Here is a 14,746-nt window from a genome sequence, read left to right as displayed (position 1 = left end):
TCCGGGTCAGAAGAGGGTCGGCTGGACCTGCAGGCCGGTCGTGACGAACTCCGGCGCCCGCTTGCGCAGCTCGGCCCGCTCGCCGTACCCGTCGCGCAGCATGCCGAGTGCCGACGAGCGGACACCCCCGGTGGCGGGGTCCTCGGTGCCGCGCTCGAGCCCGTGATCGCGGATCATCGGGCGGATGCGCGCTGCCAGCCACTTCCGGTACTCCTTCGGGGCGTAGGCGCCGTCGGCGTACATCGAGGTGTACCGGTCGACGAGCTCGGGGTGCTCCCGCGACAGCCACTGCATGAACCAGGGTTTGACGCCGGCCTTCAGGTACAGGGTCGAGAAGAGGACGGTGCTCGCGCCGGCCTCGCGGATGCGCGACAGGGCGAGGTCGAGGTGGTCGACGGTGTCGGTCAGGTAGGGGAGGATCGGCATCATGAAGACCCCGACGTCGAAGCCGAGGTCGGCAGCGGCGCGGACGGTCGCGAGTCTGGCCGCCGCCGTCGGGGTGCCGGGCTCGATCGACTGCTGCAGCTCGTCGTCGTAGATGGCGATCGACATGGCGAGGTCGACCGGCACGCGCTCAGCGACCTCGGCCAGGAGGGGCAGGTCGCGCCGGAGCAGCGTGCCCTTCGTCAGGATCGAGAACGGGGTTCCCGAGTCGGCGAGGGCCTTGATGATCCCCGGCATGAGGCGGTACTTGCCCTCGGCGCGCTGGTACGGGTCGGTGTTCGTGCCGAGTGCCACCGGGTGCCTGCCCCAGCTCGCCTTCGCGAGCTCCTTCTCGAGGACCTCGGCGACGTTCACCTTGACGATGAGCTGCGAGTCGAAGTCCTTCCCGGCATCGAGGTCCAGGTACGAATGCGTCGGTCGGGCGAAGCAGTACACGCAGGCATGGGAGCAGCCCCGATAGGGGTTGATGGTCCACCCGAACGGCATCACGGACTGGCCGGGCACGCGGTTGAGTGCGGACTTCGCGAGCACCTCGTGGAAGGTGATCCCGGCGAACTCGGGCGTCTGGACGCTGCGCACGAGGTTGTTCAGCTTCGCGAGGCCCGGCAGCGCCGACGTCGTCTCAACCCCGAGTTCCTGTCCGCTCCACCGCATGCCTCCATTAGAACATACGTTCGAGTGCTGCGGGTGACTCCGGACGATCAGTTCCGGATGACGGGACCCGGACCGGCGGCGAGGCTCCACCACAGGAGAGCGGCGCTCACGAGCCAGAAGGCGACCATGAAGCACCAGTCTCGGGTGCGGAACGGGATGCGGGTCCGCTCCGTCCGCTGCGGATGGGCGCCGAACGCGCGGGAGTCCATGGCGAGCGCGACCCGCTCCGCGTGACGGATGGCACCGGCCAGCAGCGGCACGACGGTGCCGGCGGCCCGGCGGACGGCGGCGATCGGTCCGCGACCCTCGGCCATGCCGCGGACCCGGTGGGCGGAACGGATGACCTCCAGCTCGTGCCCGAACCGCGGCACGAACCGGTAGGCGGCGAGCGCCGTGTACCCGATCCGGTACGGGCACGTGCAGCTGCTGGATCATCGCGCGCACGAACTCCGGGCCGGTCGAGGTGAGGCCGCCGATGCAGGCGAGGACGAGGAGGGCCGCGAGCCGCAGTGCCGTCGCGAGGCCGACGAGCAGCGCCCCGAGGAAGAACCGGTAGTCGCCGACCTGGAACAGCAGGACGGACTGGTCGACGCGGCTCGGGTCGGTCCACAGGCCGAAGCTGAACGACATGATCGCGACGATGAGCGGCAGCGCCACGAAGAGCAGGAGGGCGACCGTCCGCGTGAGGCTGGCCCCGACGAGGATGACCACGACCGCGAGGGCGATGAACAGCGCCGGCGTGACCGGGTCCCTCGTGAACGCGAGCAGGATCATCACCGGGAGCGGAGCGCCGAGCTTCGCGAGCGGGTTCAACCGGTACAGGAATCGACCGGCCGGTGCCGTGCCCGAGGCGTACGGGTCGATCGTCGTGGCGCTCATCGGGCGGCCGCCCCGGGCAGGTCGTCGAGTCTCGACAGGTGCCGCCAGTCGGGGTGGTTCGCCAGCGAGCGCATCGCCTGGGCGAGCGGTGGTGGGCGGAGCCCCGCGCGGCGCAGGAGCTCGTCGTCGCCGAGGACCGCGGCGGTCGTGTCGTGGGCGAGCAGGCGACCGCCGGCCATCACCGCGACGTGACTCGCGTGATCGGCGACGAGCTGGAGGTCGTGGGTCACGACGAGGACCGTGGTGCCCTGCGCGTTGAGTCCGGCGAGGAGGTCCAGGAGCTCGTTCGCCCGCGCCCGGTCCTGACCGAAGGTCGGTTCGTCGAGCGCGAGCACCGGAGCTCCGGCGATGAGGGCGCTCCCGACGGACAGCCGGCGCTTCTGGCCGCCGGACAGGAGGAACGGGTGCACGTCGCGTGCGGATTCCAGGCCGAACCGCCGCAGCAGGTCGTCGACGCGCCGCTCGATCTCGGTGTCGTCGACGCCCCGGATCCGCAGGCCGTGCGCGAGTTCGTCGTGGACGGTGTGGGCGATGAACTGGTGCTCGGGGTTCTGGAAGACGAAGCCGATGTGCGCCGCGATCGTCCGGACGTCGCTGCGCCCCGGGTCGATCCCGCCGACGTCGATGCGCCCGCGGGGAGGCCGGACCACCCCGGCGATCGCCTGGAGCAGGGTCGTCTTGCCGGCACCGTTCGTCCCGATCACCGCGAGGAAGTCGCCCGTCCCGACCTCGAGGCTCACCTCGTGGAGGATCGGGGTGCGCCGGCGGCCGCGACCGCGTTCGACGCTGAGCCGGTCGACGCGGACCGCCACCGACCGCTCGGCGGTGACCGGGGCGACGGGTGCTGTCGGCGGCGTCGGCAGTGCGGTCGCGTCGAGTGCGGCGGTCAGCTCGGCGGGTGTCAGGGGGAGGTCCGGCAGCAGCGACACCGCCCTCCCGCAGTCGCAGGGCCGCGAGCGTCGCGACCGGGAGCCAGACGCCCATCGCGAGGAGTTCGTCGAGGTGGCCGAGCAGGACGTCGCGGGTCGGGCCGTCGAAGGCGAGCCGCCCGTCACGATCGAGGACGACGACCCGGTCGACGAGGTCGATGGCGGCGTCGAGGTTGTGCTCGACGAGCAGGATCGCGTGCCGCTTCCCGGCGCCGTCGGGTCCGGAGACGAGTGAACGGAGGGCGGCGTAGACCTCCTCGATCCCGGCCGGATCGAGGTTCGCCGTCGGCTCGTCGAGGACGAGGAGGTCGCTCCCCATGGCCAGGGCGCAGGCGATCGCGAGTCGCTGTCGGCCTCCGCCTGAGAGTCGGTCGGGGTTCTCGGCCCGGCGCTCCCAGAGCCCGACCTGCCGGAGCGCGCGTTCGGCGCGGGACAGCACCTCCTCGACGGGGAGCAGGAGGTTCTCCGGGCCGAAGCACACCTCGTCGAGGACCGTTCCGGTGACGATCTGCGCGTCGGGGTCCTGGAACACCATCGCCACGTGCTCGCTCAACTGCGCGACCGTCGAGGTGGCCGTGTCGAGCCCGCCGGTGACCACAGCACCCTCGAACTCGGCCGGGACGGCGTGGGGGACGAGGCCGTTGAGGGCCAGCGCGAGCGTCGACTTCCCCGAGCCGCTCGGCCCGAGCAGGAGGACCACCTCACCGGGTGCGACCTGGAACGACACGTCGTCCGGGGTCCACTCCTCACGCTCGTCGTGGCGGATGCGCACCCGCCGGACGACGGTGGCGGGGTGCGTCGGCGGTACGGGGTCCACTCAGGCCCGCGTGCCGGCCGAGCCGCGGTCGCGCTGCAGGGGTTTCGCGATGGACCGCCCCACACCGGCTCTCGCGAGGGCTGCTGCGACCGCCCGCCCGAGCGCGGTGAAGGCGATCGGGCTGAGGACGAAGAGCGCGATGTAGACCGTCTGGGCGAGGGGTGCGAAATGCTCGATCCCGAGGACGACGAGCACGGAGCCGCCGAAGACGAGTCCGGCGATGCCCGCTGCCAGGTAGAAGACCCAGGCCCTCCAGACGCGGTAACGCGACACGGCGAAGGGGATCTCCTGCAGGAGCCCGATCGCGAGGCCGGTGCCGAAGTACCGGAAGAACCACTGCGGGCTGAACGCCGCTGAGACGAGGCCGGCGGTGAGCCCGGTCATGAGGGCCACGCCACCACGTCGGAGGAGCGCCTGCGAGACGACGCCCGGCAGGAAGTACACGCCGATGATGAGGCCGTAGAGCACGGGGGCGGTCGCGGAGATCGTGCCGCCGACGTACCCGGAGACGACGAAGACGAGGCCGCCGCCGACGCCGATGGCGGCGCAGGTCAGCAGCAGTCGCGTACTCAGACGTTGCATGAGCCCACCTTCACGAGCAGCCGATCTCCTGAGGACAGCCTATCCTTTATCAGCCCGTCGAGACGCCGACGGACACCGCTCGGAACGGGGTCCCGAGCGCCCCGTCCGGGCGATCAGATCGAGCGTCGGCGCGGGGTCAGACGGACGTTCGGCAAGGGCGGCGCCGGGATGCGGTCCGTGCCGTGGCCGGCGACCGACCCGAAGCGCGGCGACCCCGCCTCCCAGTCCTCCCGGGCGGACGCGATGTCCTCGTGGCTGCGACCGACGAAGTTCCACCACATGACCAGCTCCTCCGGGAACGGCGTCCCTCCGAGGAGCACGAAGCGGGCACCGGTCGCGCTCCGGAGCTCGAGGCGATCGCACCCGGGCGCCAGGTAGAGCAACGGGCCGGAGCCGAGTTCGACGCCGCCGACCTCGAGCGCCCCGTCGATCACCAGGACGCCGTGCTCGAAGGACGGATCCACCGGCACCTCGACGACGGTGTCGGCCTCGAGCGTCACGTCGGCACCGAGCAGGGGCGAGTGGACGGTCGCGGTCGACGTCACGCCGCCCAGCGTGCCGATGAGGACGGTCGCCTCCAAGCCTGGAGCGCGGTGGACGGGCAGGTCCGTGTGCTGCTCGAACGCAGCCGGCACCTGGGCGGCGGCCTCCGGGAGCGCCACCCACAGCTGGAGGCCGTGCATGGCGGCCGCCTCCTCGCCCACCGAGAACTCGGAGTGCGACACGCCTCGACCGCTCGTCATGAGGTTGAGCTCGCCCGGGCGGACGACCACGTCGCTGCCCACGCTGTCGCGGTGGCGGATGTCGCCGACGAGCGGCCACGTCACGGTCTGCAGGCCGGTGTGCGGATGCGGCAGCACGCGCATCAGCGAGCGGTCCTCGTCGAAGCGGTCGAGGAAGCACCAGGCGCCGATCATCGGCAGCTCGCGCTGCGGGAGGGTGCGATGGACGCTCAGGCCGCGGACGCCGCCGAGGGGGACCTCGCGGGCCTCGAGGAGTCTCGTCCCGGATCCGTCAGGTGCGTGGCAGACGCTGGGGACCGGGTCGGCGTCGAGTCTCGTCATGAGCGCCTCCTTATCACGGACAACGCTACTCCCGCTCGGCCTGACCTCGGCCCGCACCGACGTGGTTGACTGGGCGCGGGGCCCGTCCGGCTCCGCCGCTGCCGAGATTGGGGATCCCATGGGCCTGTTCGACAAGCATGAGGACGCACCGGAACCGCTCGCCCGCGGCCTCTGGCACGACCGCATCGGCACGTTCGCGACCCGGAGCATCCAGACGCTCGCCATCGTCGCGGTCGCCGCGCTGATCGTCTTCGCGCTGACCCAGCTCTCCCTCGTGATGATCCCCGTCGTCATCGCACTCATCCTCGCCTCGGCGATCTACCCGCTCATGCGGTGGATGCGGTCGAAGGGGCTCCCGTCGATCCTCGCCACCTGGATCGCCCTCGTCTCGATCCTCGTCGTCCTCGGCGGCATCGGATGGCTCATCGTCTGGGCCGTTCGCAGCCAGTGGGACGACCTCGTCGACTCCGCCTCGAAGGGCTTCGGGCAGCTGCAGGACTGGCTCGGCACCCTGCCGTTCGACATCGACGAGAAGCAGATCGAGGACGCCAAGCAGACCGCGGTCGACTTCCTCACCTCGAGCCAGTTCGGCAGCGGGGCGCTCGCCGGCGTCTCCGCGACGGCGAGCTTCCTCACCGGCCTGGTGCTCATGGTCGTCGTCCTGTTCTTCTTCCTCAAGGACGGACCGCGGCTCTGGGAGTTCCTGCTCCGTCCCTTCACCGGAACCGCGTACGACCGCGCCAAGCGCATCGGCGGCAAGACGGTGGACACCCTCGGCGGGTACGTGCGCGGCACCGCCACGATCGCGGCCGTCGACGCGATCGGCATCGGCATCGGCCTCGCGATCATCGGGGTCCCGCTCGCGCTGCCGCTCAGCGTCATCGTGTTCCTGACCGCCTTCATCCCGATCGTCGGTGCGACCGCCGCCGGCATCCTCGCGGCCCTCGTCGCGCTCGTCGCCAACGGTCCGGTCGCCGCCCTCATCGTCGTCGGCATCGTCGTGCTCGTGAACCAGCTCGAGGGCAACTTCCTCCAGCCCGTCGTCATGGCACGCTCGCTCAAGCTGCACGCCCTCGTCGTCCTCCTCGCCCTGACCGCCGGCACCATCCTCGGCGGCATCGTCGGCGCGGTCCTCGCCGTCCCGATCGCCGCGGTCGCGTGGGGCATCATCGGCGTCTGGAACGGTCCGGACCAGCCGGCCGAGCCCATGCGGCAGAAGCGACCCGAGTCCGTCTGAGCGAGGCCGTCCGGGTCGTGGGTCCGCCCGCCGGATAGCATGTGATCGTGGACCCCCACGATCTCCTCGGCCTCGTCTTCGAGGTCTTCACCTGGATCGGCTTCGGCAGCGCCGTCGTCGTGCTGCTCGTCATGCTCATCGCGCGGGCCGCGGACGGCAGCTGGGTGGAGACGCACGGGGTCATCGTGGACCTGCCGGACGACGCGGGCGGCGGGGACGTCGATCGAGGTCCGGGGCGCGAGGTCCGCTGGATGACCGAGGCGGCCGAGCTGTACTCACGACCCGTCACGGATGCGGAGTTCGACGCCCTCCGCGACCCCGAGGAGCCGAACGTCTTCTACGCCCGCCGGGAACCGTCGCGCGCACGCTTCCGCCGGACGGCCGATCACACGAGGGCGCTCCGGCTGCTCTTCGGCGTGACCTTCGGCATCGGCGTCGTCTGCTCCATCGCCTCGATCGTGCTGCTGTTCGTCGCCGACACCGGGGCCTGAGCGCCCGCTCCCTGGTCCCTGACGCACCCCCTCCCCGGTCCCTGAGCCTGTCGAAGGGCGACGCTCGGGTAGGCTGTGTGCACGAGCGTCGACACCTGGTCCGCTCGCTCTCCCGGAGGCATCGCATGACGGAACGGTGGGCCCGTGTCGCCCGCGGCACCGCCGCAGCCGCGTTCGCCACCTTCGCCGCAGCCCTCTCGCACACGATCGGCGGGGCCGCCGCACCGTCCGCGTTCGTCCTCCTGGTCGGCGGCACCTTCGCCGTCCTGGTCTGCGTCCTCCTCGCCGGCCGCCGCATCACCGCACTCGGGGTCGTCGCCTCCGTGCTCGTGAGCCAGCTCGGCTACCACGCGCTCTTCACCCTCGTCCCGAGCACCGTCAGTGCCACGGTCGCATCCGGCGGTGCGACCGGCCCCGCGAACTGGCACCGGCACGGGGTCGTCGAACTCGCGTCCGGCGGCGTCACCGCGGCGCACACCCACGGCGACACCACGATGTGGGCGGCGCACCTCGTCGCGGCCGTCGCGACCATCGCAGCCATCCTGTTCGCCGAACGCGCGACGCTCGCCGCGCTCGCCGCCCTGACCGTCCGGATCCTCGCCCGCCGTGCCGCACCGACGCACCTCGTCCCCGCGCCCCGCCGGGTGCGCTGGGTCCGCGTCAACCGTCGTCCCCGCAACCTCGGGGTGGTCCTGCTCCACCTGCGACACCGCGGTCCGCCGGCGCTCGCCGCCGCCTGACCGACGCACCACCCTCCGACCGGGACGGGTGCCGTGCGTGGCCGGTCGGCCCCGACGCAGCAGCACCCTTCGGCGCGCCATCCGGCGTGACCATCCCCTTTCCGCACGCTCGACGCCGTGCGGAGCAGTCGACAGGACGATCATGAACGCAACCACCCCCCGCCCCACCTTCCGCAAGCCCGCCGTGCTCGGTGCCATCGCCATCGGCGCCGGAGCGCTCCTCGCGGTCGGCGCACCGCTCGCCGCCAGCGCCCACGTCAGCGTCACGCCGACCTCCACGGCCGCCGGCTCCTACACGGTGCTGAGCTTCGCCGTCGGTCACGGCTGCGACGGCTCGCCCACGACGAGCCTCTCCTTCGAGATCCCCGAGGAGATCAACGCCGTGACGCCGACGGTCAACCCGAACTGGACCATCGACAAGCAGATGGCCCCGCTCGCGAAGCCCATCACCGACAGTCACGGTGAGCAGCTCGCCGAGCGCGTCGGCACGGTCGTCTACACGGCCAAGACGCCGCTCGCCGACGGCTACCGCGACACCGTCTCCTTCCAGGTCCAGCTGCCGGCCGACGCCGAGGGCAAGACGCTCGTCTTCCCCGTGACGCAGACGTGCGAGGTCGGCCAGACCGACTGGACCGACGTCGCGAAGGACGGTCAGACCGAGGACGACCTCGAGTCACCGGCGCCGGTCGTGGTCGTGACCGCTGCCGAGGCCGGCGACCACCACGGTGGTGCTGCCATGGACGACGACGGTGACGGCGACCACACCGAGGCCGCTGCCTCGACCGACGCCGGCACCACCGACGTGCTGGGCCGCGTGCTCGGCATCGCCGGTCTCGTCGTCGGTGCCGCCGGCATCGTCATCGCTGCCTCCGCACGCCGCGCAGCGTCCGACGCGAAGCGCCAGGCCTGATGACGGTCTCCCGTCGTCGCCGTCTCGTCGGCACCGCTGCGACCGCGTTCCTCGCGGTCGCGGCGGTGCTCGCCGTGGCCCAGCCGGCCTCAGCGCACAACAGCATCATCTCGACGACGCCGGCCGAGGGCTCGACGATCACCGAACAGCCGGAGCAACTCGTCATCACGACGAACGACAACCTGCTCGACCTCGGGGATGCCGGCCAGTCCAACCAGATCCAGGTGACCGGTCCCGGCGACGAGCGGCTCTACTACGGCACCGCGTGCGCAGCCGTGAACGGCCCTGCGCTCGTCATGCCGCTGCAGCTCGGTGAAGCCGGCGAGTACACCGTCGTCTGGCAGCTCGTCTCGACCGACGGCCACCCGCTGTCGGGCAGCTACACCTTCGAGTGGGCGCCGGCCGAGGGCCAGGAACTCGCCGCGGGGAGTGCGAAGCCCGCGTGCGCGACGAGCGGTGCCTCCACGGTCGAGCCCTCGTCGGAGGCGGGTGGCGTCGAGCCGGAGTCGTCCGCTGGCGGGCTCAGTGGCGATGTGTGGTGGATCGTCGGCGCGATCGGCGTCGTCCTGATCGCCGGCATCGGCGTGCTGCTCGTGACCCGGCGGAAGCCGGAGCCGACCTCGGACGACCAGGGCACGGACACCTCCGCGCCCTGAGCCGCACCCCGTTCCGGTCCCTGAGCCGCACCCCGTCCGGTCCCTGAGCTTGTCGAAGGGTCCCGACACAACGGAACAGCCCCGCCATCCTGGAGAGGATGACGGGGCTGTTCCGTTATTACCGGTGTAGCGTGCGGGTGAACCCGCGGTCGGCTACTTTGCCGGCGGCATCAGCACCGAGTCGATGAGGTACACGGTCGCGTTGGCGGTCTTGACGCCACCGCAGATGACCTTGGCACCGTTGACGGTGATGTTGTCACCCGAGCCCTCGACCTTGACGGTTCCACCCTCGACGGTGGTCTGCTCACCGTCGATGTCGGACGGAGCGATCTGGCCGGGGATCACGTGGTACGTGAGGATCGAGGTCAGCGTCGCAGCGCCCTCAGGCGTCTTGAGGCTGTCGATCGTCGCGGCGTCGATCTTCTTGAACGCGTCGTCGACCGGGGCGAAGACGGTGAACTCGGAGCCGTTCAGCGTGTCGACGAGGTTGACGTCGGGGTTCAGCTGGCCGGAGACCGCAGCGGTGAGCGTGGTCAGCAGCGGGTTGTTGGACGCGGCGACGGCGACCGGGTCGGCCGACATGCCGGCGACGGAGCCAGCACCGTCCGGGACGGCGTCAGCGTAGGCGGCGCAGCCCGAGCCGACGAGGTCCGCTGCGGGGTCTGCAGCCATCGACTCGGTGGGAGCGGAGCTCGGCTCCATCGAGGAACCGCTGTCGGAGCTGGAGCCGCTGGAACAGGCTGCGAGGCCGAAGGTCGCGACGGCGGCGAGTGCGAGCACTGCCATGTGGTTTCGCTTGATGGTACGCATGTGATTCTCCTTTGATGAGGTTTGGACCGGTTGTCGAGTGCCTCTCAGAACCGGCCCTCGATGACACTTCGGAGCCCCCACGGGGGTGGTTTGGAAAAAGATCCGATCGCGTGTCGGACGGGGTCGCGCATTAAGAGGAGCGAAATTCTTCGGATCCGTTCCTGTGGAGGGGCACCGGGGTGTCAGCTGCTGCGGCTACGATCGACGGATGAGCTGGAGCACCGAACCCGACTGGATCCCGGACGACGCGGACGCTCCCGACGACTTCGACGCCCCACCGCCCGACGACGCGTACCTCGGCGGTGGTGTCGCGTGGGGGAGTGGAGCGGTCGCGTCCGCTCCAGGCGCTCCGCCCGCAGCGGCTCCGGTGGCCGCCCGTGCGGCCGGCCAGAAGTTCGCCACGGCGCAGGAGGCACTCCACACCGTCTTCGGGTACGACGCGTTCCGCGGCGAGCAGCAGCAGATCATCGAGCAGGTCGCCGGTGGCGGCGACGCGGTCGTCCTCATGCCGACGGGTGGGGGCAAGAGCCTCTGCTACCAGATCCCCGCCCTGCTCCGACCGGGCACCGGCATCGTCGTCTCCCCGCTCATCGCGCTCATGCAGGACCAGGTCGACGCACTCCTCGCCGTCGGCGTCCGCGCCGCGTTCCTCAACTCGACGCAGGATCCCGCTGAGCGTTCGCGGGTCGAACAGGCCTACCTCGCCGGCGAGCTCGACCTCCTCTACGTCGCGCCCGAGCGCCTGAGCTCCGAGGCGACCCGGCGGTTCCTCGGCCAGGGCACCATCGCCCTGCTCGCGATCGACGAGGCGCACTGTGTGTCGCAGTGGGGGCACGACTTCCGCCCCGACTACCTCATGCTCGGCGAGCTCGCCGAACGCTGGCCCGACGTCCCGCGCATCGCGCTCACCGCGACCGCCACCGAGGCGACGCACCAGGAGATCACGCAGCGGCTCCATCTCGGCGAGGCGAAGCACTTCGTCTCGAGCTTCGACCGCCCGAACATCCAGTACCGGATCGTCGGCAAGAACGAGGTCCGCAAGCAGCTCGTCGCGTTCGTGAAGGAACAGCCGGCCGGCACCGCCGGGATCGTCTACTGCCTCAGCCGCAAGACGGTGGAGCAGACGGCGCAGCTCCTGCGCGACAACGGGGTGGACGCCGTGGCGTACCACGCCGGACTCGACGCCTCCGTGCGAGCGGCTGCGCAGTCCCGCTTCCTCCGCGAGGACGGTGTCGTGGTCGTCGCGACCATCGCCTTCGGGATGGGCATCGACAAGCCCGACGTCCGGTTCGTCGCCCACGTCGACCTCCCGAAGAGCGTCGAGGGCTACTACCAGGAGACCGGCCGTGCGGGGCGCGACGGCGAGCCGTCCATCGCCTGGCTCGCCTACGGCCTCCAGGACGTCGTCCAGCAGCGGCGCATGATCGCCGAGTCGCCGGGCGACCTCGCGCACCAGCGCAACCTCAGCGCCCACCTCGACGCGATGCTGGCCCTCTGCGAGACCGTCGACTGCCGCCGGGTCAACCTGCTGCGCTACTTCGGTCAGCCCTCCACGCCGTGCGGCAACTGCGACACCTGCCTCGAACCACCGGTCACCTGGGACGGCACCGTGCCGGCGCAGAAACTCCTCTCGACGATCGTGCGCCTGAAGCGCGAGCGCAACCAGTCCTTCGGCGCGGGGCAGATCATCGACATCCTCCGCGGCAAGCGGACCGACCGCGTCGCCCAGCAGCGGCACGACGAACTCGCGACCTTCGGCATCGGCGAGGACCTCAGCGACCAGGAGTGGCGCGGCGTGGTCCGTCAGTTGCTCGCACGCGACCTCCTGGCCACCGTCGGCGAGTACGGCACGCTCGGCCTCACCGACGGGAGCGCCGAGGTGCTCGCAGGGAACCGACCGGTGGCCATGCGTCGCGAGCCGGAACGTGCCGCCCGCTCCTCGTCGAGGTCGTCCTCCCGCTCGTCGAGCGCGAACGCCGAGCTCGAGCCGGCCGCGGCCGAGCTGTTCCAGGCCCTGCGTGCCTGGCGGGCCGGGGTCGCGAAGGAGCAGGGCGTCCCCGCCTACATCGTCTTCGGCGACGCGACGCTGCGCGAGGTCGCGACGGCGAAGCCCGACTCGCTCGGTGCGCTCGACGGCATCAGCGGCATCGGTGCGAAGAAGCTCGACGCCTACGGGCAGGCGCTCATCGAGGTCGTCGCCGCCAACGCCTGACGCCGCTCCTGGGAGCGAGCTGCGACAGCTGTGGGGGAGGACCAAGTCGATCGACGACGATGGGGCGGGCCCTTGTCCACATCCCACAGGCGCTTTCACCCATCGTTATGACAGTCCTACCATTGTGGGAGGTTTTCATGGGTGAAAGGCAGGACACAGCGATGGTCGACACAGCGATCCGGACGAGCGTCAGCGGTACCACGGCAGCGACGGTCGAGGTGGCGCCGTCCGACGCGCGGATCGACGTCCCGGCGCTCGCGCACCAGCTGCTCGGCACCTGGCCGGAGGCCCGTCTCGCGTCGCGTGCGCTCGCCGCCAAGCCGGAGATGCAGCGGATCGAGGGCCAGTCGATGGACGACCACCGCGACCGCGTCTTCCACCAGCTGAAGCTCCTCGTCGAGAACGGCCAGGTGCTCAAGGCGTTCCCGAAGCGCCTCGGCGGCGCCGACGACCACGGCGGCAACATCGCCGGGTTCGAGGAGCTCGTCCTCGCCGACCCGTCCCTCCAGATCAAGTCCGGTGTCCAGTGGGGCCTCTTCGGTGCGGCGATCCTGCACCTCGGCACCGAGCCGCACCACGACGCGTTCCTGCCCGGCGCGATGAACCTCGACGTCCCCGGTGCATTCGCGATGACGGAGTCCGGTCACGGCTCCGACGTCGCCTCGATCGCGACGACCGCGACGTACGACCCGGAGACCCAGGAGTTCGTCATCGACACCCCGTTCCGCGCGGCGTGGAAGGACTACCTCGGCAACGCGGCCGTGCACGGCAAGGCGGCGACCCTGTTCGCGCAGCTCATCACGAACGGCGTGAACCACGGCGTGCACTGCTTCTACGTGCCCATCCGCGACGACGAGGGCGCATTCCTCCCCGGGATCGGCGGCGAGGACGACGGCCTGAAGGGTGGGCTCAACGGCATCGACAACGGCCGGCTGCACTTCACCGGCGTCCGCGTGCCGCGCACCAACCTCCTCAACCGCTACGGCGACGTCGCCGAGGACGGCACCTACTCCTCGCCCATCAAGAGCCCCGGGCGTCGCTTCTTCACCATGCTCGGCACGCTCGTCCAGGGCCGGGTGTCCCTTGACGGAGCCGCGACGTCGGCCTCCGCCCTCGCCCTGCAGATCGCGATCACCTACGGCAGTGAGCGTCGGCAGTTCAACGCGGGCAGCGACACCCAGGAGGAGGTCATCCTCGACTACCAGCGCCACCAGCGCCGGCTCCTGCCGCGCCTCGCGACGACCTACGCGCAGATCTTCGCCCACGACCGGCTGCTCGTGAAGTTCGACGAGGTCTTCAGCGGCAAGGCCGACTCGGACGACGACCGTCAGGACCTCGAGACCCTCGCGGCGGCCCTCAAGCCGCTGTCGACCTGGCACGCGCTCGACACGCTCCAGGAGGCGCGCGAGGCGTGCGGTGGCAACGGCTTCCTCGCAGAGAACCGCCTCACCGGCCTGCGCGCCGACCTCGACGTCTACGCGACGTTCGAGGGCGACAACAACGTGCTGCTGCAGCTCGTCGCCAAGCGTCTCCTCACCGACTACAGCCGGAAGTTCGCGAAGGTCGACGCCGGTGCGCTCGCCCGCTACGTCGTCGAGCAGGCGACCGACCGCGCCGTGCACAGCAGTGGACTCCGGAGCCTCGCGCAGACCGTGAAGGACTTCGGGTCCACCGCACGCTCGGTGAGCCAGCTGCGCGACACGAACGTCCAGCGCGAGCTGCTGACCGAGCGCGTCGAGTCGATGATCGCCGAGGTCGCGACGAAGCTGCGCGGCGCGAACAAGCTCTCCAAGCAGGCCGCGTCCGACCTGTTCAACGCGCACCAGAACGAGCTCATCGAGGCGGCGCGCGCTCATGGCGAGCTCCTCCAGTGGGAGGCGTTCACCGAGGGTGTCGAGCAGATCCAGGACCCCGGCACCAAGCAGGTGCTGACCTGGGTGCACGACCTCTTCGGGCTCTCGCTCATCGAGAAGCACCTTGCCTGGTACCTCATCCACGGGCGCCTCTCCCCGCAGCGCGGCCAGGCCGTCAGCGCCTACGTCGACCGCCTCATCGCCCGCTTGCGTCCGCACGCCCTCGACCTCGTCGAAGCGTTCGGCTTCGCCCCCGAGCATGTGCGCGCACCCATCGCGACCGGCCAGGAGGCGCAGCGCCAGCAGGAGGCCGCCGACTACTTCGCCGAGCTCCGTGCCTCGGGCGACGCACCCGTCGACGAGAAGACGCTCACGAAGAAGTCCCGCTGACCACGCGCGGTTGACGGGAGGCACATCGTCGTCCGCGCAAGGGTCCGGCGACGATATGCCTCACCTCGCGCCGCGCGA

At 70.9% G+C, this 14,746-nt stretch carries 13 protein-coding genes and 1 pseudogene; 8 read left to right on the top strand and 6 right to left on the bottom strand.

Translation table 11 applies throughout. The annotated features are described in order from the left end of the window. Nucleotides 1-6: 6 nt before the first annotated feature. Both AC5JOC_RS00805 and AC5JOC_RS00800 read right to left on the bottom strand, forming a co-directional pair. Complete coding sequence (locus AC5JOC_RS00805) at nucleotides 7-1,098, bottom strand: Rv2578c family radical SAM protein (RefSeq protein ID WP_494245157.1); 1,092 nt, start codon at nucleotides 1,096-1,098, stop codon at nucleotides 7-9. 875 nt (nucleotides 1,099-1,973) lie between these two features. Next, nucleotides 1,974-2,906: an energy-coupling factor ABC transporter ATP-binding protein gene (locus AC5JOC_RS00800; protein ID WP_494245156.1), complete on the bottom strand. Its 933-nt coding sequence runs from the start codon at nucleotides 2,904-2,906 to the stop codon at nucleotides 1,974-1,976. A gap of 73 nt (nucleotides 2,907-2,979) precedes the next feature. Between AC5JOC_RS00800 and AC5JOC_RS00795 the strand changes: the two genes are divergently transcribed. Beyond that, nucleotides 2,980-3,141: a hypothetical protein gene (locus tag AC5JOC_RS00795; RefSeq protein WP_494245179.1), complete on the top strand. Its 162-nt coding sequence runs from the start codon at nucleotides 2,980-2,982 to the stop codon at nucleotides 3,139-3,141. Nucleotides 3,142-3,246: 105 nt separating this feature from the next. Here AC5JOC_RS00795 and AC5JOC_RS00790 read toward each other — a convergent pair. The 3 genes and pseudogenes from AC5JOC_RS00790 to AC5JOC_RS00780 all read right to left on the bottom strand — a co-directional run. Beyond that, nucleotides 3,247-3,606: pseudogene (locus tag AC5JOC_RS00790) on the bottom strand (ATP-binding cassette domain-containing protein); the annotation flags it as partial. 117 nt (nucleotides 3,607-3,723) lie between these two features. Then, nucleotides 3,724-4,305 carry an ECF transporter S component gene (locus AC5JOC_RS00785; RefSeq protein WP_079705103.1) on the bottom strand — a complete coding sequence of 194 codons (582 nt, stop codon included), beginning with the start codon at nucleotides 4,303-4,305 and terminating at the stop codon, nucleotides 3,724-3,726. Nucleotides 4,306-4,418: 113 nt separating this feature from the next. Continuing rightward, nucleotides 4,419-5,369 carry a pirin family protein gene (locus AC5JOC_RS00780; RefSeq protein ID WP_124768697.1) on the bottom strand — a complete coding sequence of 317 codons (951 nt, stop codon included), beginning with the start codon at nucleotides 5,367-5,369 and terminating at the stop codon, nucleotides 4,419-4,421. Between the two features lie 118 nt (nucleotides 5,370-5,487). Here AC5JOC_RS00780 and AC5JOC_RS00775 point away from each other — a divergent pair, with 118 nt between their 5' ends. From AC5JOC_RS00775 to AC5JOC_RS00755, 5 genes are all read left to right on the top strand, one after another. Further along, nucleotides 5,488-6,606 carry an AI-2E family transporter gene (locus tag AC5JOC_RS00775; protein ID WP_079705105.1) on the top strand — a complete coding sequence of 373 codons (1,119 nt, stop codon included), beginning with the start codon at nucleotides 5,488-5,490 and terminating at the stop codon, nucleotides 6,604-6,606. Between the two features lie 47 nt (nucleotides 6,607-6,653). Continuing rightward, nucleotides 6,654-7,097 carry a DUF3592 domain-containing protein gene (locus AC5JOC_RS00770; RefSeq protein WP_192018741.1) on the top strand — a complete coding sequence of 148 codons (444 nt, stop codon included), beginning with the start codon at nucleotides 6,654-6,656 and terminating at the stop codon, nucleotides 7,095-7,097. Nucleotides 7,098-7,222: 125 nt separating this feature from the next. Further along, on the top strand, nucleotides 7,223-7,837 hold the full coding sequence (locus tag AC5JOC_RS00765; protein ID WP_494244868.1) for a hypothetical protein: 615 nt from the start codon (nucleotides 7,223-7,225) through the stop codon (nucleotides 7,835-7,837). Nucleotides 7,838-7,979: 142 nt separating this feature from the next. Beyond that, nucleotides 7,980-8,747 carry a YcnI family copper-binding membrane protein gene (locus AC5JOC_RS00760; RefSeq protein WP_124768700.1) on the top strand — a complete coding sequence of 256 codons (768 nt, stop codon included), beginning with the start codon at nucleotides 7,980-7,982 and terminating at the stop codon, nucleotides 8,745-8,747. Further along, entirely contained in the window at nucleotides 8,747-9,403 is a 657-nt protein-coding gene (locus AC5JOC_RS00755) for a copper resistance CopC family protein (RefSeq protein ID WP_494244866.1), read from the top strand. The genes AC5JOC_RS00760 and AC5JOC_RS00755 overlap by 1 nt, the downstream gene beginning before the upstream one ends. A gap of 153 nt (nucleotides 9,404-9,556) precedes the next feature. Here AC5JOC_RS00755 and AC5JOC_RS00750 read toward each other — a convergent pair whose 3' ends face one another. Further along, the gene (locus AC5JOC_RS00750; protein ID WP_079705110.1) at nucleotides 9,557-10,213 is read right to left on the bottom strand and encodes a fasciclin domain-containing protein; all 657 of its coding nucleotides are present in this window, start codon (nucleotides 10,211-10,213) and stop codon (nucleotides 9,557-9,559) included. Nucleotides 10,214-10,421: 208 nt separating this feature from the next. Between AC5JOC_RS00750 and recQ the strand changes: the two genes are divergently transcribed. Further along, entirely contained in the window at nucleotides 10,422-12,425 is a 2,004-nt protein-coding gene (recQ, locus tag AC5JOC_RS00745) for a DNA helicase RecQ (protein ID WP_494244864.1), read from the top strand. A gap of 161 nt (nucleotides 12,426-12,586) precedes the next feature. Next, the gene (locus AC5JOC_RS00740; protein ID WP_124768703.1) at nucleotides 12,587-14,668 is read left to right on the top strand and encodes an acyl-CoA dehydrogenase family protein; all 2,082 of its coding nucleotides are present in this window, start codon (nucleotides 12,587-12,589) and stop codon (nucleotides 14,666-14,668) included. Nucleotides 14,669-14,746: the final 78 nt, after the last annotated feature.

It is taken from the genome of Plantibacter sp. (assembly GCF_059073635.1).
The sequence above is the reverse complement of the archived record's forward strand: the minus strand, read 5'-3'. Positions and strand labels throughout refer to the sequence as shown.

Coding starts and splice junctions, on each gene's coding strand:
- AC5JOC_RS00805 (WP_494245157.1), bottom strand. CDS start 1,098: ATGCGGTGGAGCGGACAGGAACTCGGGGTTGAGACGACGTCGGCGCTG.
- AC5JOC_RS00785 (WP_079705103.1), bottom strand. CDS start 4,305: ATGCAACGTCTGAGTACGCGACTGCTGCTGACCTGCGCCGCCATCGGC.
- AC5JOC_RS00780 (WP_124768697.1), bottom strand. CDS start 5,369: ATGACGAGACTCGACGCCGACCCGGTCCCCAGCGTCTGCCACGCACCT.
- AC5JOC_RS00775 (WP_079705105.1), top strand. CDS start 5,488: ATGGGCCTGTTCGACAAGCATGAGGACGCACCGGAACCGCTCGCCCGC.
- AC5JOC_RS00765 (WP_494244868.1), top strand. CDS start 7,223: ATGACGGAACGGTGGGCCCGTGTCGCCCGCGGCACCGCCGCAGCCGCG.
- AC5JOC_RS00760 (WP_124768700.1), top strand. CDS start 7,980: ATGAACGCAACCACCCCCCGCCCCACCTTCCGCAAGCCCGCCGTGCTC.
- AC5JOC_RS00755 (WP_494244866.1), top strand. CDS start 8,747: ATGACGGTCTCCCGTCGTCGCCGTCTCGTCGGCACCGCTGCGACCGCG.
- AC5JOC_RS00750 (WP_079705110.1), bottom strand. CDS start 10,213: ATGCGTACCATCAAGCGAAACCACATGGCAGTGCTCGCACTCGCCGCC.
- recQ (WP_494244864.1), top strand. CDS start 10,422: ATGAGCTGGAGCACCGAACCCGACTGGATCCCGGACGACGCGGACGCT.
- AC5JOC_RS00740 (WP_124768703.1), top strand. CDS start 12,587: ATGGTCGACACAGCGATCCGGACGAGCGTCAGCGGTACCACGGCAGCG.